The sequence below is a fragment of the Pseudomonas sp. AOB-7 genome (assembly GCF_003696305.1).
In the GTDB taxonomy this organism is placed as follows: domain Bacteria; phylum Pseudomonadota; class Gammaproteobacteria; order Pseudomonadales; family Pseudomonadaceae; genus Aquipseudomonas.
In genome coordinates this window covers 43,505-60,787 of sequence record NZ_RFFK01000009.1, presented here as the reverse complement: position 1 = coordinate 60,787, position 17,283 = coordinate 43,505, and the positions used below count along the sequence as shown (strand labels likewise).

General features: G+C 70.0%; 19 protein-coding genes. 14 read left to right on the top strand and 5 right to left on the bottom strand.

What is annotated here, in order from left to right:
- Positions 1-14 precede the first annotated feature (14 nt).
- The 6 genes from hemC to EA796_RS16805 all read left to right on the top strand — a co-directional run bounded on the left by hemC (position 15) and on the right by EA796_RS16805 (position 5,519).
- Entirely contained in the window at positions 15-953 is a 939-nt protein-coding gene (gene hemC / locus EA796_RS16830) for a hydroxymethylbilane synthase (RefSeq protein ID WP_122109437.1), read from the top strand.
- Positions 950-1,723 (top strand): uroporphyrinogen-III synthase, encoded by a 774-nt coding sequence (locus tag EA796_RS16825; RefSeq protein ID WP_122109436.1) that lies wholly within the window; start codon positions 950-952, stop codon positions 1,721-1,723. The genes hemC and EA796_RS16825 overlap by 4 nt, the downstream gene beginning before the upstream one ends.
- 13 nt (positions 1,724-1,736) lie before the next feature.
- Positions 1,737-2,855, top strand: coding sequence for a uroporphyrinogen-III C-methyltransferase (locus tag EA796_RS16820; RefSeq protein WP_122109435.1), 1,119 nt, complete (start codon positions 1,737-1,739; stop codon positions 2,853-2,855).
- Complete coding sequence (locus tag EA796_RS16815) at positions 2,852-4,099, top strand: heme biosynthesis HemY N-terminal domain-containing protein (protein ID WP_122109434.1); 1,248 nt, start codon at positions 2,852-2,854, stop codon at positions 4,097-4,099. Before EA796_RS16820 ends, EA796_RS16815 begins: the two co-directional genes overlap by 4 nt.
- 143 nt (positions 4,100-4,242) lie before the next feature.
- Entirely contained in the window at positions 4,243-4,734 is a 492-nt protein-coding gene (locus tag EA796_RS16810) for a disulfide bond formation protein B (protein ID WP_021444667.1), read from the top strand.
- A 311-nt stretch (positions 4,735-5,045) separates the two neighbouring features.
- Positions 5,046-5,519 carry an Rsd/AlgQ family anti-sigma factor gene (locus EA796_RS16805; RefSeq protein WP_021444668.1) on the top strand — a complete coding sequence of 158 codons (474 nt, stop codon included), beginning with the start codon at positions 5,046-5,048 and terminating at the stop codon, positions 5,517-5,519.
- Positions 5,520-5,613: 94 nt separating this feature from the next.
- Here EA796_RS16805 and EA796_RS16800 read toward each other — a convergent pair whose 3' ends face one another.
- On the bottom strand, positions 5,614-6,261 hold the full coding sequence (locus EA796_RS16800) for an FKBP-type peptidyl-prolyl cis-trans isomerase (RefSeq protein WP_021444669.1): 648 nt from the start codon (positions 6,259-6,261) through the stop codon (positions 5,614-5,616).
- A gap of 136 nt (positions 6,262-6,397) precedes the next feature.
- Between EA796_RS16800 and EA796_RS16795 the strand changes: the two genes are divergently transcribed.
- Complete coding sequence (locus EA796_RS16795; RefSeq protein ID WP_122109433.1) at positions 6,398-7,363, top strand: AlgP family protein; 966 nt, start codon at positions 6,398-6,400, stop codon at positions 7,361-7,363.
- Here EA796_RS16795 and EA796_RS16790 read toward each other — a convergent pair.
- Entirely contained in the window at positions 7,360-7,800 is a 441-nt protein-coding gene (locus tag EA796_RS16790) for a TIGR02444 family protein (protein ID WP_122109432.1), read from the bottom strand. The two genes, EA796_RS16795 and EA796_RS16790, sit on opposite strands and share 4 nt — an antisense overlap.
- A gap of 38 nt (positions 7,801-7,838) precedes the next feature.
- Here EA796_RS16790 and EA796_RS16785 point away from each other — a divergent pair, with 38 nt between their 5' ends.
- The 6 genes from EA796_RS16785 to EA796_RS16760 all read left to right on the top strand — a co-directional run bounded on the left by EA796_RS16785 (position 7,839) and on the right by EA796_RS16760 (position 14,332).
- Positions 7,839-9,749 (top strand): ATP-binding cassette domain-containing protein, encoded by a 1,911-nt coding sequence (locus tag EA796_RS16785; protein WP_122109431.1) that lies wholly within the window; start codon positions 7,839-7,841, stop codon positions 9,747-9,749.
- Positions 9,749-10,288, top strand: coding sequence for a mechanosensitive ion channel family protein (locus EA796_RS16780; protein WP_021444987.1), 540 nt, complete (start codon positions 9,749-9,751; stop codon positions 10,286-10,288). The genes EA796_RS16785 and EA796_RS16780 overlap by 1 nt, the downstream gene beginning before the upstream one ends.
- Positions 10,289-10,358: 70 nt before the next feature.
- The gene (locus EA796_RS16775) at positions 10,359-11,126 is read left to right on the top strand and encodes a TerC family protein (protein WP_122109430.1); all 768 of its coding nucleotides are present in this window, start codon (positions 10,359-10,361) and stop codon (positions 11,124-11,126) included.
- Between the two features lie 58 nt (positions 11,127-11,184).
- Positions 11,185-11,817 (top strand): LysE family transporter, encoded by a 633-nt coding sequence (locus EA796_RS16770; RefSeq protein WP_122109429.1) that lies wholly within the window; start codon positions 11,185-11,187, stop codon positions 11,815-11,817.
- Between the two features lie 168 nt (positions 11,818-11,985).
- On the top strand, positions 11,986-13,878 hold the full coding sequence (locus tag EA796_RS16765) for a cytochrome c/FTR1 family iron permease (protein ID WP_122109428.1): 1,893 nt from the start codon (positions 11,986-11,988) through the stop codon (positions 13,876-13,878).
- A 118-nt stretch (positions 13,879-13,996) separates the two neighbouring features.
- Positions 13,997-14,332 (top strand): enhanced serine sensitivity protein SseB C-terminal domain-containing protein, encoded by a 336-nt coding sequence (locus tag EA796_RS16760; RefSeq protein WP_122109427.1) that lies wholly within the window; start codon positions 13,997-13,999, stop codon positions 14,330-14,332.
- Between the two features lies 1 nt (position 14,333).
- On the opposite strand, the gene EA796_RS16755 is transcribed toward EA796_RS16760, so the two are convergent.
- Positions 14,334-15,107 (bottom strand): SDR family NAD(P)-dependent oxidoreductase, encoded by a 774-nt coding sequence (locus EA796_RS16755; protein WP_122109426.1) that lies wholly within the window; start codon positions 15,105-15,107, stop codon positions 14,334-14,336.
- Positions 15,108-15,173: 66 nt separating this feature from the next.
- Here EA796_RS16755 and EA796_RS16750 point away from each other — a divergent pair, with 66 nt between their 5' ends.
- A complete protein-coding gene (locus EA796_RS16750) occupies positions 15,174-15,623 on the top strand; it encodes a YaiI/YqxD family protein (RefSeq protein WP_122109425.1) in 450 nt (149 codons plus the stop codon).
- A gap of 111 nt (positions 15,624-15,734) precedes the next feature.
- Here the strand turns inward: EA796_RS16750 and EA796_RS16745 are convergent, their stop codons facing one another.
- Together EA796_RS16745 and elbB are read right to left on the bottom strand one after the other, a co-directional pair.
- Positions 15,735-16,202 carry a thioesterase family protein gene (locus EA796_RS16745; RefSeq protein ID WP_122109424.1) on the bottom strand — a complete coding sequence of 156 codons (468 nt, stop codon included), beginning with the start codon at positions 16,200-16,202 and terminating at the stop codon, positions 15,735-15,737.
- A gap of 243 nt (positions 16,203-16,445) precedes the next feature.
- A complete protein-coding gene (elbB, locus tag EA796_RS16740) occupies positions 16,446-17,105 on the bottom strand; it encodes an isoprenoid biosynthesis glyoxalase ElbB (RefSeq protein WP_021443374.1) in 660 nt (219 codons plus the stop codon).
- Positions 17,106-17,283: the final 178 nt, after the last annotated feature.

Sequence of the window (17,283 nt, the reverse complement as noted above, 5' to 3'; positions counted from 1 at the left end):
CTGGAATTTGCCCCATGTCCCGCGAAATCCGTATCGCCACCCGTAAGAGCGCCCTGGCCCTGTGGCAGGCCGAGCACGTCAAAACCCGTCTCGAAGCGGCCCACCCTGGCCTCAAGGTCAGCCTGGTGCCCATGGTCAGCCGCGGCGACAAACTGCTCGACGCGCCGCTGGCGAAGATCGGCGGCAAGGGCCTGTTCGTCAAGGAGCTGGAAACCGCGCTGCTGGAGAACCAGGCCGACATCGCCGTGCACTCGATGAAGGACGTGCCGATGGACTTCCCCGAAGGCCTGGGCCTGTACTGCATCTGCGAGCGCGAAGACCCGCGCGACGCCTTCGTTTCCAACCGCTACGCCAGCCTCGATGCGCTGCCGGCCGGCAGCGTGGTCGGCACCTCCAGCCTGCGCCGCCAGGCCCAGCTGCTGGCGCGCCGGCCCGACCTGAAGATCCAGTTCCTGCGCGGCAACGTCAACACCCGCCTGGCCAAGCTGGATGCCGGCGAGTACGACGCCATCATTCTCGCCGCCGCCGGGCTGATCCGCCTCGGCTTCGAGGAGCGCATCCGCAGCTCGCTCAGCGCCGAGGACAGCCTGCCGGCCGGCGGCCAGGGCGCCGTCGGCATCGAGTGCCGCAGCGTCGACGCCGAGATCCACGCCCTGCTGGCGCCGTTGCACCACCGCGAGACCGCGCTGCGGGTCACCGCCGAGCGTGCGCTGAACAAGCGCCTCAACGGCGGCTGCCAGGTGCCCATCGCCTGCTACGCCCTGCTCGAAGGCGAGCAGCTGTGGCTGCGCGGCCTGGTCGGCCAGCCCGATGGAGGCCAGCTGCTGCGCGCCGAGGCGCGTGCCGCCGCCGCCGATGCCGAAGCGCTCGGCGTGCGGGTGGCCGAAGCACTGCTGGCGCAGGGCGCCGAGGCCATCCTCAAGGCGGTCTACGGCGAGGCCGGCCATCCGTGAGCGCCTGGCGCCTGCTGCTGACGCGGCCGGCCGAGGAGTGCGCGGCGTTGGCGCAGACCCTGGCCGAGCGCGGCATCGCCAGTCACAGCCTGCCGTTGCTGGTCATCGAGCCGCTGGCGGAAACGCCCGCGCAGCGCGCCGCCATCCTCGAGCTGGCGCACTACAGCGCGGTGATCGCGGTGAGCAAGCCGGCCGCGCGCCTGGGCCTGGCCCTGCTTGAACGCCACCGCGTGCCGGCGCCGGCCGAGCAGCCCTGGTTCGCGGTCGGCGCGGCGACCGCCGCGGTGCTCGCCGAGCATGGCCTCAACGCCCACTGCCCGGACGACGGCGACGACAGCGAGGCGCTGCTGGCCCTGCCGCGCCTGCAGCAGGCGCTGGCCGCCGCGCCGGCGCCGCGGGTGCTGATCCTGCGCGGCGAGGGTGGCCGAGAATTCCTCGCCGAACGCTTGCGCGGCCAAGGTGCGACGGTCGACTATCTGCCACTGTACCGCCGCCTGCTGCCCAGCTACGCGCCGGGCGAACTGGCCGCACGGGTGCGTGCGGAACGCCTGAACGCCCTGGTGGTCAGCAGTGGGCAGGGGCTCGAACACCTGATCGAACTGGCCGCTGCCGACTGGCCCGAACTGGCTCGGCTACCCTTGTTCCTGCCCAGCCCGCGGGTCGCCGAGCAGGCACGCCGCGCGGGTGCACAGATCGTTGTGGATTGTCGCGGCGCCAGCGCCGCGGCCTTGCTGGCAGCGCTGGAACGATACCCGGCCGCTGCCCTCTAGAAAGGATGGATACGTGAGCGAAGCAGCCACCCCGCAAGACCAGACGCCGGCCAGCGAGGCCACCGCCACTCCCCCCGCAGCTCCCGCCAAGGCCCCGCGCAGCGCCGGCCGCGGCCTCGCCGCGTTCGCCCTGCTGGTCGGCCTGGGCGGCGCCGGTGCCGGTGGCTGGAGCCTGTGGCAGCTGCAGCAGTTGCAGCAGCAGGATCAGCAGCAGCGCGATCAGCTGCAGAGCGCGCGCGCCGAGAGCGGCAAGGTCGGCGAGCTGATCGGGCAACTCGAACGCCGTCTGAACCAGCTGCCCAGCGCCGATGAGCTGGACGAGCGCCGGCGTCTGCTGGCCAATCTGCAGGGCGATCAGCAGCGCCTCAGCCAGCGCCTGGAAAGCGTGCTCGACGGCAGCCGCCAGGACTGGCGCCTGGACGAGGCCGAGCACCTGCTGCGCCTGGCCACCCTGCGCCTGTCCGCGCTGCAGGACGTGGCCAGCGCCGAAGCCCTGGTGCTGGCCGCCGACGAGATCCTCCGCGAGCAGGACGACCCCGCCGCCTTCGCCGCCCGCGAGCAGCTCAGCCGCAGCCTGGAAGCGCTGCGCACCACCCAGCGGCCGGATCGCGTCGGCCTGTTCCTGCAACTGGCCGCGCTGCGCGAGCAGGCCGCCAGCCTCAACCCGCTGGCGCCGAGTTTCGCGGGGCAGGGCGACGTGCTCGCCGACCTGGCCGCCGAGGGCGATGGCCGCGCCTGGTGGAGCGAATGGCTGGCGACCCTGGCGCAGTACTTCCGCATCGAGTTCGACGCCGACCGCAATATCCGTCCGCTGCTCTCCGGGCAGAGCCTGAGCCAGGTGCGCCTGAGCCTGTCGCTGGCCCTGGAGCAGGCGCAGTGGGCCGCGCTGCATGGCCAGAGCGGGGTCTATCGGCAGGCACTGAAGCAGGCCGGGGAGATCCTCGACGCCCATTTCAATCTGGACAACCCCGATAGTCGCGCCCTGCGTCAGCGCTTCGCCGAGCTGGCCGACGAGCGGGTCGAGGTGCAGGTGCCGGATCTGAGCGAGTCGCTCGAGGCGCTGCAGGCCTACCTGCAGCGCAAGCAGGCGCAGCGCCGGCAGGGGGCCGCCGCGGCCGGGGAGGCGCCATGAAGCGCCTGCTCTGGTTGCTGCTCCTGCTCGCCGTCGGCGGCCTGCTGTATCTGCTCGGCCTGGCGATCCAGGCCGACCGCGGCTACGTGCTGTTCGCCTACCAGGGCTTCCGCTACCAGTCCGGGCTGTGGGCCTTCCTCGCCCTGGTGCTGGTGGTGGTGCTGCTGCTCTACCTGCTGCGCGCCAGCCTGCGCCTGTTGCTCGCCTCGACGCGCCTGGCCAACCCCTGGTCGCGTCTGCATCGTCACCGCCGGGCACGGCTGGCCTCGCAGCAGGGCCTGCTCGACCTGGCCGAGGGCCGTTGGGCGCGCGCGCTGCGCCAGCTGAGTCGGGCCGCCGAAGACGAACCCCAGCCGCTGATGTACTACCTCGGCGCCGCCCGCGCGGCGCACAAGCTGGGCCAGCACGAGCAGAGCGACGCCATGCTCGAGCGCGCCCTGGCGCGTCAGCCGCAGGCCGAACTGGCCATCGCCCTGGCCCATGCCGAACTGCAGCAGAGCCGCGGCGAGAGCGACGCGGCGCTGGAGACCCTGCAAGCGATGCGCGAGCGTCATCCCGGCCATCACCTGGTGTTGCGCCAGCTGCAGCGCCTGTACCTGCAGCGCCAGGACTGGTCGGCGCTGCTCGGCCTGCTGCCGGAGCTGCGCAAGGAGAAGGCCCTGCCGGCCGCCGAGCTGGACGAGCTGGAGCGCGCGACCTGGCGCGGTCGCCTGGGCGATGCCGGGCAGGCCGGTCTGGGCGATGGCGAAACCGCCCTGCAGCCGCTGACCCAGGCCTGGCAGCAGCTCTCCGCGCCGCTGCGCCAGGAGCCCGAGCTGATCGCCGCCTACGTCGAGCAACTGCGTCGCCTGGGTGCCCAGGAGGAGGCCGAACAGGTGCTGCGCAGCGCCCTCAAGCGCGCCTACGACAGCCGCCTGGCGCGCTTCTACGGCGTGCTGCGCGGCGCCGATCCGGCGCAGCAGCTGCACACCGCCGAGCTCTGGCTCAAGCAGCACCCGCAGGACCCGGCGCTGCTGCTGACCCTCGGTCGCCTGTGCCTGCAGAACCAGCTGTGGGGCAAGGCGCGCGACTACTTCGAGACCAGCCTGAAGCTGGAGCGCCACCCGGAAACCTGCGCCGAGCTGGCGCGCCTGCTGGCCCAGCTGGGCGAGCTGGAGCGCAGCAACCAGCTGCTACAGGAGAGCCTCGGCCTGCTCCATCAGGGCCTGCCGGCGCTGCCGCAGCCGCAGGGCGTGCGCGCCTGAGCCGCTGCGGCCGATCGTCACGCAGCGGACGAAGGGGCGCGCTGGGTGGACGAACAGCGCGCGGCAGTGCGTGAGGCGCCTTGAAAGGCGCCCGCGCTTTCCTCTACCGTAACTGCCCTCGATTTCTCTCCCCCGGAGCCTCCATGTACCTGGCCAGTCCGCGTCCCCTGTTCTTCCTGGCATTCGTCGGCAGTCTGCTGCTGATGGCGGCGGCCCTGTACCTGGAACACGTGGTCGGCCTGGAGCCCTGCCCGATGTGCGTGCTGCAGCGCATCTGCGTGATCGCCTTCGGCCTGGTCTGCCTGGTGGCCGCCGTACACGGCCCGGCGCGCTTCGGCCGGCGGGTCTATGCGTTGCTGGCGCTGCTGTTCGCCGGCGCCGGCGCCGCCACGGCCGGTCGGCAGATCTGGCTGCAGAGCGTGCCGGCCGACCAGTTGGAGGCCTGCCTGCCGAGCCTGGAATTCATGATGCAGGCCCTGCCGATGCAGGACATCGTGCGCCTGGTGTTCCAGGGCAGCGCCGACTGCGCCGAGGTCAAGTGGAGCCTGTTCGGCATGAGCATTCCCGAGTGGAGTCTGCTCGGTTTCGTCGCCATGCTCGGTTTCTGCCTGTTCCAGTTGCTGCGCCGCAGCTGATCGCGGCCCATCGCCCAGGCCACGGCTGTCGCGGGTCGTCGATTAAACGCTCGTATGAAATTATCTCCCGGCGGTGCCTTGATGGCGCCTGCCCACGGGCATAATCTGGCTCGCACGCACCGCCGGAAAAACGCCGTTTCGCGGTTGCCTTCCCAAAGCCAAGCACCGATTGACAAAAAAGCGTCGGGAGCGATTTGTGGCGTCGAGTGCGATGCCCCGCAGGCTGGCCGCCCGGGATGGTAGGCCACAGAAAAATCGTCTCGGGAGCGGACGCATAACAGGCATTAGCGATAAGGGAAGCGAGGTCCATCATGCTCGAAAGTTGCCAGAACGCACAGGAACGCTGGGGTGGGGTCCACCAACTGATCGATCGCTGGCTGGGCGAGCGCCATGAACTGGTGCAGGCCTACAGCGCCCTGGTCGAGTCGCCACAGGCGCCGGCGGCCAACGGCGAAGCCCTGCAGGGCTTCTGCGAAATCCTGGTGGATTACGTCTCGGCCGGTCACTTCGAGGTCTACGAGCAGCTCACCAGCGAGGCCAAGGCGTTCAACGACCAGCGCGGCCTGGAACTGGCCAAGCAGATCTACCCGCGCATCGAAGCCATCACCGAGGTGGCGCTGGCCTTCAACGATCACTGCGACAACGGCGACTGCCGCGACAGCGTGTCGCTGGTGGCCGAGCTGGGTCGCCTGGGGCAGTTGCTGCACGAACGTTTCGAGCTGGAAGACTGCCTGATCGAGGTGCTGCACAACGCCCACCAGGAGCAGGCCGCGCCGGCGCTCTGAGCCTGCGACGGCCGCTTAGCCCGGATGCATTCCGGGCAACAGGTCGGCGGCCCTGGCTTGCATCCGGGCCAGAAGCTGTCTGCCGGGCCGACCTTCAGTCGGCCACGTCGAGCAGTTCCAGATCGAATACCAGCGGCGCATGGGGCGGAATCAGATCGCCCGCGCCCTCTTCCCCGTAAGCCTGATCCGACGGTACCACCAGGCGCCAGCGTGCCCCGCTGGGCATCTGCAGCAGCGCGCTGCGCCAGCCGGCGATCAGGCTGTCCAGGCGAAACCACTGCGGTTCGCTGCTCTCGTCGAACGGGCTGCCGTCGGCCAGGGTGCCGCGGTAACGTACCTGCACCCGGCTGCCGGGACCGGGCTTGGCGCCGCTGCCGGCGCGCAGCTCGCTGACCAGCACGCCGCCCTCGATCACCCGCACATTGGGGCGGATTCGCTGCTCGGCGAGAAAGCGTCGCTGCGCGGCGATGGCCTGGGCATGGCGCTGCGGGTCGGCGGCGATGCGCGCCTCGTGCTGGTCGAGCAACTCTTCGATGCGCGCCTCTTCCAGGCGCAGCGGCTGGCCGGCGTAGGCCTGGCGCAGACCTTCCAGCAGGTCGCTCAGCGGCAGTTGCGGCACCTCCTCGCGCAGGCGTTCGCCCAGGCGTGCACCGAGGCTGTAGGCCAGATCCTGCTGGTGACTGTCGGCCTGTGCCGCGAGGCTCGCGCAGAGAACGAAGAGGGCGAAGGCGGCGCGGCTCATGGCGATGTCTCCCGATCAAGATGGCGGCGATTATGCCAGCCCGCGCGGCTGCCTGCCCGGGTCGCCAAAAGGCCTATGGCAGGGTCGGGCGCGGGCGTCTAGTATGGGCGCATCCACATCCGCCAGGAGGCGCGCCATGTCGGCCAAGAAGAAGACCATCAGTACCCCTTTGCACCTGCTGCACCAACTCTCCACCAGCCTGCTCGAGCACCTGGAAAACGCCTGCTCGCAAGCGCTGGTCGATGCCGAGAAACTGCTCGCCAAGCTGGAGAAGCAGCGCGGCAAGGCCCAGGAAAAACTGCACAAGGCACGCAGCAAGCTGCAGGACGCCGCCGTCGCCGGCAAGGCCAAGGCGCAGGCCAAGGCCAAGGACGCGGTGGCCGAGCTGGAAGAGCTGCTCGACGCTCTCAAGGCCCGTCAGAGCGAGACCCGCGCCTATATCCTGCAGCTCAAGCGCGACGCCCAGGAGAGCCTGAAGCTGGCCCAGGGCGTGGGCAAGGTCAAGGAAGCCGCCGGCAAGGCGCTCGATGGTCGCGAGGCCAAGGCGGCCGCCCCGGCCGCGAAACCGGCCGGCAAAGCCGTGGCGGCGAAGAAACCCGCTGCCGCGAAGGCGCCGGCGAAGAAGGCCACCGCCAAGCCTGCCGCGGCCAAGCCCGCCGCAGCAAGCAAGTCCGCCGCCAAGCCGGTGGCCAGCAAGGCGGCCGCCAGCAAAGCGGTTGCGAGCAAAGCCGTGGCAACTAAGGCCGCGGCGAAGCCTGTGGCCGCCAAAGCCGCTGCCAAGCCTACTGCCGGTAAGCCCGCCGCCAAAGCACCGGCCAAGCCAGCGGCGGCCAAGCCTGTCGCTAAACCTGCTGCCGCCAAGCCGGCTGCCGCCAAACCGGCGACCAAGACCGCACCTGCCAAACCGGCAGCCAAGGCCGCCAGCAAGCCGGTTGCGGTGAAGAAGCCGGCGGCGCCCAAGGCCGCTGTGAAGAAGGCCCCGGCCAAGCCCGCGGCGAAACCGGCCCCCGCCCCCGCTGCTGCGCCGGCCAAGCCCGAGGTCCCGGCAGCCGCCGTGGCGCCCGTCGCCAGCAATGGTGCGACGGCGCCGAGCGCCTCTTAAGAATCGGCGGCGCCGCGCAGCACCTGCAGCGCGGCGCTGTCGTCTCCCGCCAGGCGACTCAGCCAGTCGTCTTCGCCGCCCTCGCGCGGCCAGTTCTCCACCAGCGTCTCGATCCGCTGCAACAGCATCCGTTCGGCTTCCAGTTCCAGTTGCTTGATCCGTTCACGCAGCGTCGCCAGCTCGGCGTCCGCGGCGGCGGCCGTGCGCCAGTCGCGCCGCAGTTGGCGCAGCGGCGCGACCACCTCGCGCTGCCAGGGTTCGGCCAGCGCCTGCAGCGCCTCGAGGTAGGGCGCGCGACAGGGCACGCCGCGGCGTTGTAGCCAGGCGCCGGCGAGCAACAGGCAGACGTCGCCGCCGGCCTCCTGCAGCTGCAGGCAGGCGTCTTCCACGCCCGGTCGGGCATAGAGCCGTACGGCGAAATTCCACAGATCCTGCACGCGGCCTCCAGGGCGATTTGGTAGACTCCGCCGCCATTATGATCCGACTCCAGAACCTCACTCTACAGCGTGGTCCGCAGCGCCTGCTCGAAGGCGCCGAGCTGACCCTGCACGCCGGCCAGAAGGTCGGCCTGATCGGTGCCAACGGCGCCGGCAAGTCCAGCCTGTTCGCCCTGCTGCGCGGCGAACTCGGCCCCGACGCCGGCGACTGCCGGCTGCCTCCGGACTGGCGCATCGCCCATATGCGCCAGGAGGTGGACAACCTCGAGCGCCTGGCGGTGGACTACGTGCTCGACGGCGACCTGCACCTGCGCGCGATCCAGGCCGAGCTGGCCCGAGCCGAGGCGGCCCACGACGGCGCCGCCATCGCCCGCCTGCACAGCGAACTGGACAACGCCCAGGGCTACACGGCCGACGCCCGCGCGCGCAAGCTGCTGGCCGGCCTCGGCTTCACCGGCGAGCAGATGGACAGGCGCGTCGGCGACTTCTCCGGCGGCTGGCGCATGCGCCTGAACCTGGCCCAGGCGCTGATGTGCCCGTCCGAGCTGCTGCTGCTCGACGAGCCGACCAACCACCTGGATCTCGATGCCATCCTCTGGCTGGAAGAGTGGCTCAAGGGCTATCCCGGCACCCTGCTGCTGATCTCCCACGACCGCGACTTCCTCGACGCCGTGGTCGACCATGTGGCGCATCTGGAGCAGCAGAAGCTGACCCTCTACCGCGGCGGCTACTCGGCCTTCGAGCGCACCCGCGCCGAGCGCCTGGCGCAGCAGCAGCAGGCCTACGAGAAGCAGCAGGCGCAGCGCGCGCACATGGAAAAGTACATCGCCCGCTTCAAGGCCCAGGCGACCAAGGCGCGCCAGGCGCAGAGCCGGATCAAGGCCCTGGAACGCCTGGAGGAGCTGGCCCCGGCGCATGTCGACTCGCCCTTCGACTTCGTCTTCCGTGAAGCGGACAAGGTCTCCAGTCCGCTGCTCAACCTGTCCGAGGCGCGCCTCGGCTACGGCGACAAGGTGGTGCTGGACAAGGTCAAGCTGAGCCTGGCGCCCGGCGCGCGTATCGGCCTGCTGGGGCCCAACGGCGCCGGCAAGTCGACCCTGATCAAGACCCTGGCCGGCGACCTCGCCGCGCTCGGCGGCGAACTGGCCCGCGGCGAGAACCTGGCCATCGGCTACTTCGCCCAGCACCAGCTCGATGCGCTGGACCCCAAGGCCAGCCCGCTGCTGCACGTGCAGCGCCTGGCGCCGAGCGAGCGCGAGCAGACCCTGCGCGACTTCCTCGGCGGCTTCGATTTCCGCGGCGAGCGCTGCGACGAGCCGGTGCTGAATTTCTCCGGTGGCGAGAAGGCGCGCCTGGCCCTGGCCCTGATCGCCTGGCAGAAGCCCAACCTGCTGCTGCTCGACGAACCGACCAACCACCTCGACCTGGAAATGCGCCTGGCCCTGACCATGGCGTTGCAGGAGTTCGCCGGCGCCGTGCTGGTGGTGTCGCACGACCGCCACCTGCTGAAAAGCACCACCGACGAATTCCTCCTGGTGGCCGACGGCCGCATCCAGCCGTTCGAGGGCGATCTCGACGACTACGCGCGCTGGCTGATCGACTTCCGCGCCCGCCAGCAGCCGCCGAGCGCGGCGACCCCGGCGGCGGACAAGACCGACAAGCGCGCCCAGCGCCAGGCCGCCGCCGCCCTGCGCCAGCAGCTGGCGCCGCACAAGAAGCAGGCCGACAAGCTCGAGCAGGAGCTGAACAAGCTGCACCAGGCCCTGGCCAAGGTGGAAGCGCAGCTGGCCGATAGCGGCCTGTACGAGGCGGCGCGCAAGGACGAGCTGCGCGAACGCCTGGCCGAGCAGGCGACGCTCAAGGCGCGCGAGGCCGAGCTGGAGGAAAGCTGGCTGCTGGCTCTGGAGACGCTCGAAGCGCTGCAGCAGCAACTGGAGGAGACCGAGTGATGGAATCGCTGGAACTGCTCACGGCCTGGCGCGAACCGCTGATCCGCGCCGGCCAGGTGCTGCTGATCCTGCTGCTGGCGTGGCTCGCCCAGCGCATCCTGACCCGCGCCATCAGCCGCCTCGGCGCGCGCTACAGCCTGCTGCCGCAGGAGGTGCTGCTGCCGCTGCGCGGCCTGCTGCGCTGGTTGATCCTGGGCAGCGCCTTCATGCTGGTGCTCGAGCGCCTGGGCGTGTCGGCCACGGTGCTGTGGACCGCCATCACCGGCTTCACCGCCGTGGCGGCGGTGGCCTTCTTCGCCATCTGGAGCGTGCTGTCGAACATGTTCTGCGCGCTGCTGATCTTCGCCATGGGGCCGTTCCGCCTGGGCGATACCGTGGAGGTGATCGAGAGCGCCGACAAACCCGGCGTGAAGGGGCGGGTGCTGGCCATCAACCTGTTCTACACCACGCTGCAGGATGTCAGCGAAGAGGCCGCCGGCGCGCTGCTGCAGGTGCCCAACAGCCTGTTCTTCCAGAAATCCGTGCGCCGCTGGCGCTAGGTTTTGCACGAAAGCTGCCCCATATGCGGCACCTTTCCTACACAACCTGAACTCATTGGAGCATCCCTGAATGGAATGGCTGAGCAACCCGGAAATCTGGGTCGCGTTTCTGACCCTGACCGCCCTGGAAATCGTCCTCGGCATCGACAACATCATCTTCATCTCGATCCTGGTCAGCCGCCTGCCGGTTGAGCAGCAGCCGAAGGCGCGCTTCTTCGGCCTGGCCCTGGCCATGGGCACGCGCATCCTGCTGCTGCTGTCGATCACCTGGGTGATGCGCCTGACCGACGACCTGTTCCACGTCTTCGAGCAGGGGATTTCCGGGCGCGACCTGATCCTGTTCTTCGGCGGCCTGTTCCTGCTGTTCAAGAGCACCGCGGAGATCTACCACAGCCTGGAAGGCGCCGAGGAGGCCGCGCAGGGCGGGTCGAAGAAGAGCTACGGCTTCATGGGCATCATCATCCAGATCGCCATCATCGACATCGTCTTCAGCCTCGACTCGGTGATCACCGCCGTCGGCCTGGTGCAGCACGTGCCGGTGATGGTGGCAGCCATCGTCATCTCGGTGATCGTCATGATGCTGTCGGCCGGCACCATCAGCGCCTTTATCGACAAGCACCCGAGCCTGAAGATGCTGGCGCTGTCGTTCCTCATCGTGGTCGGCACCGTGCTGATCGCCGAAAGCTTCGGCGTGCACGTGCCCAAGGGCTACGTCTACTTCGCCATGGCCTTCTCGCTGGCCGTGGAGGCGATCAACATCCGCCTGCGCAGCGCCCAGGCGCGGGCGCGCAAGGAGGAGCTGGAGCCGGTGCAGCTGCGCAAGGGCTCGCCGGATTGAGCGGCCGGGAGTAGGCTGTAGGGCCTGCTCCCGTTCTTCCCTCCCGAGGTAATCCGCCATGGCCCTGGAAACCTGGCTCGCTTTCTTCGTCGCCTGCTGGGTGATCAGCCTGTCGCCCGGCGCCGGTGCCGTGGCCTCCATGTCCGCCGGCCTGCAATACGGTTTCTGGCGCGGCTACTGGAACGCGCTCGGCCTGCAACTGGGCCTGGCCCTGCAGATCGCCATAGTCGCCGCCGGTGTCGGCGCCATCCTCGCCGCCTCGGCGCTGGCCTTCAGCCTGATCAAGTGGTTCGGCGTCGCCTACCTGGTGTACCTGGCCTACCGGCAGTGGATCGCGCTGCCCAGCGACCTCGCCACCGGCGCCGCCGAGCGCCCTAGCGGGCGGCCGCTGACCCTGGTGCTGCGTGGCTTTTTGGTCAACGCCAGCAACCCCAAGGCGATCGTCTTCATGCTCGCCGTGCTGCCGCAGTTCATCGCTCCGCAGCAGCCGCTGCTGCCGCAGTACCTGCTGATGGGCGCGACCATGATAGTGGTCGACCTGATCGTCATGGCCGGCTACACCGGCCTCGCCTCGCGGGTGCTGCGGGTGCTGCGCACGCCGCGTCAGCAGCGCCTGATGAACCGCAGCTTCGCCGCGCTGTTCGTCGCCGCCGCCGGGCTGCTGGCCACGGTCAAGCGCGCCGCGGTGTGACGCCTGCCCCCCCTTCGGCCGCCGCAATGGCGGCCGAGGTGCGGGATGCCGGCGCATCTTCGAACAGTCCGTTCGCCTGATTGTTACCAGATGTGTCAGATTGTCCTTGTGCGGGATCCTTAGGACGGCAACAATTTAATGCCACCCATTCTCGTTTGTGAAGCATTGATGAGTCGTTCTCGATCCCTGTTGGCCTGGCTGCTGCTGCCGCTGCTGGCCAGTCTCAGTTTTCTCGCCCTCGGCGAACCCCTCGACGGCGCCGCCCAGGCCCTGCACCTGCTCGGCTATATCGGCGCCGACTACCCAGCCAGCGTGGCCGCCGGCCAGGTGGTCGACCCCGCGGAATACCAGGAACAGCTGGAGTTTCTCGATGTGCTGCAGGGGCTGATCCTCGCCCTGCCGGCCCAGGCCGAGCGCGCCGAGCTGGAGCAGGGGGCCGCCGCCCTGCGCCAGGCCGTCGCCCGGCGCCAACCCGGCGAGCAGGTGGCCGGCGCGGCGCGGCGGCTCGCCGCGCGTCTGGCCGAGCTGTACCGGGTCGCGCAGACGCCGGCGCTGACCCCCTACCCCGCGCGCGGCGCGCCGCTCTACGCCCAGCACTGCGCGGTCTGCCACGGCGACCACGGCGCCGGCGACGGCCCGGCCGGGCTCGGCCTCGAGCCGCCGCCGGCCAACCTGGGCGATGCCGCGCGGCTGGATCGACTGAGTCTGTACGACCTGTTCAACACCCTCGGCCTGGGCATCGACGGCACCGATATGCCGGCCTTCGCCGATCAGCTGGATGAACGCCAGCGCTGGGACCTGGTCAGCTATATCGCCGGCTTCAGCGCGCCGCCGCAGGCGGCCGGGCCGGCCGGCTTCAGCCTGGCGCAACTGGCCGCGCGCACGCCCGCCGAGGTGGCGGCCGACGGCGGTGATGCGGCCGCCTTCCGCGCCCAGCGCAGCCATCCGCCGCTGCAGCAGCGCGGCCCGCAGGCGCTGATCGACTACAGCCGCAGCACCCTGCAGAGCAGCCTGGCGGCCTATCGCGCGGGCGACCGGGAGCAAGCCTACGACCTCTCCGTCGGCGCCTATCTGGAGGGCTTCGAGCTGGTGGAAAGCGCCCTCGACAACCTCGATGCGGTCCAGCGCAAGACCACCGAGCGTGCCTTGATGGCCTACCGCCAGGCGCTGCAGGACGGCGCCAGCGTGGCGCAGGCGGCGCAGGCGCTGGAGCAGGCGAGGGTAGAGCTGGACAAGTCCGCCGCGCTGCTGGCCGATGGCACCATGGACGGCAGCCTGAGCTTCTTCGCCAGCCTGCTGATCCTACTGCGCGAAGGCCTGGAGGCGATCCTGGTGCTGGCGGCGATCCTCGCCTTCCTGCGCAACACCGGCCAGCCGCAGGCGCTGCGCAGCGTGCATGTCGGCTGGGGCCTGGCACTGCTGGCCGGCCTCGCCACCTGGGCAGTGGCGGCCTACCTGATCGGCATCAGCGGCGCCCAGCGCGAACTGCTGGAAGGCGCCACGGCGCTGTTTGCCAGTGCGGTGCTGCTGTGGGTCGGGGTGTGGATGCACGACCGCCGGCATGCCGCGGCCTGGCAGGATTACATCAACAGCAGCCTGGTCGGCGGCGGCGGCCGTTTCGGCTTCGCCGTGCTGGCGTTCTTCTCGGTCTATCGCGAGCTGTTCGAGGTCATCCTGTTCTACGAGACCCTCTGGCTGCAGGCCGGGCCGCAGGGCCACGGCGCGGTGCTGGCCGGTGCGGCGGCGGCGCTGGTGCTGCTGCTCGGCCTGGCCTGGGCGATCCTGCGCGGCTCACGCCAACTGCCGCTGGCGACCTTCTTCGGCGTCAACGCGGTGCTGCTGTGTCTGCTCTCGGTGGTGTTCGCCGGCCATGGCGTGGCGGCGCTGCAGGAGGCCGGGGTGCTCGGCACGCGGCCGGTGGCCTTCTTCGAGTTCGACTGGCTGGGCATCCACGCCGACGCCTGGAGCCTGTCGGCCCAGGGCCTGGCGCTGGCAGCCATCGCCCTGCTGTATGGGCGTAGCCGGCTGGCCGAGCGGCATCGGGTAGCGGCGCTGGATTGAGGCGGGCCAGTGCAGGCGGCCGTGCGTCGCCTGCGCATGCCGAGAGCGTGAACCGCCGCCACGACAGCCGGTCTCAGTGCGCCTAGGCTGATCCGATTTCCCTCTGGCGAGTGCGCGCATGTCTTCCACCATTAACTCCACCCATTACGCCGACAGTCCCGACCTGGCCCTGGCGGCGTTGCGTCATCCGCCGCTGGAGCAGGCGCTGTCTGCCGCCTGTGCCGAGCTGGCGGTGCGGCAGGCTTATCTGGCGGCGCTGCGCGACCCGGCCATCGGCCCGCAGCCGCGCCTGCTGCTGGCGGTGGCCGGAGCCGACGTGCGGGTGCAGCGGCGCCTGGCGGCGCTGGTGGCCGAGCTGCTGCCGGACGAGGTCGAGCTGGACCTGATCGAGCTGGCCGACGACAACCTGTCGCGTGCGGTGCGCGAGCGTTGCCAGGCTTTCTACCCGGCCTGAGTCACCAGGGAATCGGCTGGCCGTCCCAGGCCCAGAAGCTGCCGCTCTGTTCCGGGCCCTGGCCTTCCAGCACGGCGAGCAGGCATTCGGCGGCAAAGGCCGGGGTGAACAGCTGGTCCGCCGGCACGTTGGCCTGGAACGGCCGCGACAGCTCGGTGTCGGTGGTGCCCGGGTGCAGTGCCAGCACGCAGCTCTGCGGGTTGAGCCGGCGCAGTTCGATGCTGGCGCTGCGCAGCAGCTGGTTCAGCGCCGCCTTGCTGGCACGGTAGCTGTACCAGCCGCCGAGGCGGTTGTCGCCGATCGAGCCGACCCGCGCCGACAGCGCCGCCACGGTGCAGGGGTGCTGGCCGCGCAGCAGCGGCAGCAGGTGCTTGAGCAGCAGGATGGGGGCGAAGGTGTTGCGCTCGAAGGTCGCCTGCAGGCCGGCCAGGTCGAGCTGGGCGAGGGACTTCTCGGCGCGGCTGGCGCCTTCCTGCAGGGTGCCGACGCTGCACAGCAGCAGGTTCAGGCGCACCTCGGCGTTCTGCAGGTGGCGGCTCAGGCTGTGCAGTTCGCGTTCGTCGCAGGCGTCCACGTCCAGGCATTGCAGGCGTTCGCCGTGGCGCCCGGCGAGGTCGTCGAGCGGCGCCGACTGGCTGGCATGGCGCGCCAGCGCCCACACCCGGGCGACGTCGTCGCGCGCCAGCAAGCGCTCGGTCAGGGCCAGGCCGATGCCGCGGCTGGCGCCGCAGATCAGCACTTCGGCGGGGGCGGACAGGCGCTGCCAGAACGTCATGGGGTGCTCCTGCTGGTGGGGGCGCAGCTGGCATACTGGCCGCTGGCTTGTTCAGGATAGTGCAGCATGCGCGTGTGGATCGATGCCGACGCCTGCCCTCGGGCGGCGCGGGACCAGGTGGTGAAGTTCGCCCTCAAGCGGGGGTTCGAGGTGGTGCTGGTGGCCGGCCAGGCGGTGGTGCGGCCGAATTTCGCCTGCGTCAAACTGGTCGTGGTGCCCAGCGGCCCGGACGCCGCCGACGATCATCTGGTCGAACACGCCCAGCCCGGCGAGTTGGTGATATGCAGCGACGTGCCGCTGGCCGACCGCCTGGTGAAGAAGGGCGTGGCGGCGCTCGATCCGCGCGGCCGCGAGTTCGACGAGCGCAACATGGGCGAGCGCCTGGCGGTGCGCAACCTGTTCACCGACCTGCGCGAGCAGGGCCAGGTCGGCGGCGGCCAGGCGCCTTACGCGGAAAAGGATCGGCAGGCCTTCGCCAATGCGCTGGACCGGATCCTGACCCGCTTGAGCCGGTAACTCGTCCTGGATTGCATCCGGGCTACGGACTGCTCCGGCGGGAGGCTCTTTAGCGGCGATCGAGGTGGAGCCAGTCGCGGCTAAAGCCCCTCCCACGATGCTTGGACATCGCTACCCACACAGATAGGTACCGGTGCCCACCGCCACCAGGGTGCCGTCGTCGCTGTGCAGCTCCATGCGCACCACCGCCACCTTGTTGCCGGCGCGCAGCGCTACCGCGGTGGCGGTGAAGCGCTGGCCGCGGCCGGGGCGCAGGTAGTCGATGCGCAGGTCGATGGTGCCCAGCTTGGACAGCTTGGCCATGCGCTCGGCGGCCGGCAGGTGCTGGTGGTTGGCGAAGGCGCCGATCAACGCCATGGCGCCACCACAGACGTCGAGCAGCGAGGAGATCACCCCGCCGTGGAGGATGCCGTGGACGAAGTTGCCGATCAGCTCGGGCTTCATCGGCAGGTGCATGGTCACCCGCTCCAGGCTGAGCTCGTCCAGCTCGATGCCGAGCACCTGGTTGAAGGGAATGCGCTGGAAGAAACTGGCCACCGCCTGTTGCAGGTCGGGGCTGAGGACGAAGGGCTGGGACATGGCAGGGGCTCCGGGAAATCCTGTCGCCACGCTGCCGCAGCGCGCCAGACTTGGCCAGAGGCCATGCAGGAGTACCCTGAGCATTGGCCGGATCGGCCTCGGCTGGCAGCCTGTAGGGTGGGTCGGGCGGCGTTCCGCTTTAGCCCCCCAATGGTACTCAATGTGGGCTAAAGCCCACCCTACAGGGCCCGGCTTGGCGTTGTCGCCAAGTAAAGCGTAACGCCACCTGCGCGCTCCAACCCGTCAGTGGTGCGCCAGCTCCAGCACCCGGTCGACCAGCTTGTTGATGCCCGACGCCGCCTCGGCGATGGACTGGGCGAGCATGTACGCGGGGGTGGTGACCAGCTTGTGCGCGTGGTCCTCGACGATTTCGCTGACTTCGCATTCATGGTGCTCGGCGCCCATCTGGGTCAGCGCGGCGGCGGTGTCGTGGTCGGTGCCGATGGTGCAGATCACCCCGGCGCCGAAGATCTTCGCCGCCAGGGCCGGGGCGATGCAGATCAGGCCGAGCGGCTTGCCGGCGCTGGCGAAGGCCTTGCACGCGGCCAGCACGTCGGGCTGCACGCTGCAGGCGGCGCCGCTGATGGCGAAGTCGGAGAGGTTCTTCGCCACGCCGAAGCCGCCGGGCAGGATCAGTGCGTCGAAGTCGGCCACGTGCAGCTCCTTGACGTCCTTGATCTTGCCGCGGGCGATGCGCGCGGACTCCACCAGCACGTTGCGCGTCTCGTCCATCTCGTCGCCGCTGTAGTGATCGACCACGTGCAGCTGCGTCACGTTGGGGGCGAAGCACTGCACCGTGGCGCCGCGCTGGTCGAGGCGCAGCAGGGTGATCACGCTTTCATGGATTTCGGCGCCGTCGTAGACGCCGCAGCCGGACAGAATCACTGCGACTTTTTTGTTCATGCTCGACTCCTGGTGAGGGTAAAGGTCGCCCGCGCCGGCACCTGGGTGCGGCGGGCGGCGGCTGTTGCCGATGCGGGGTGGCGGCGAGGCGTGCGCATGCTGTCGTCAAATGCCGCTCAGACTGTCATTTGCCGCCGCGAGCCGCGGCGGTCCGAGGACTAGGATGAATAACAGACTA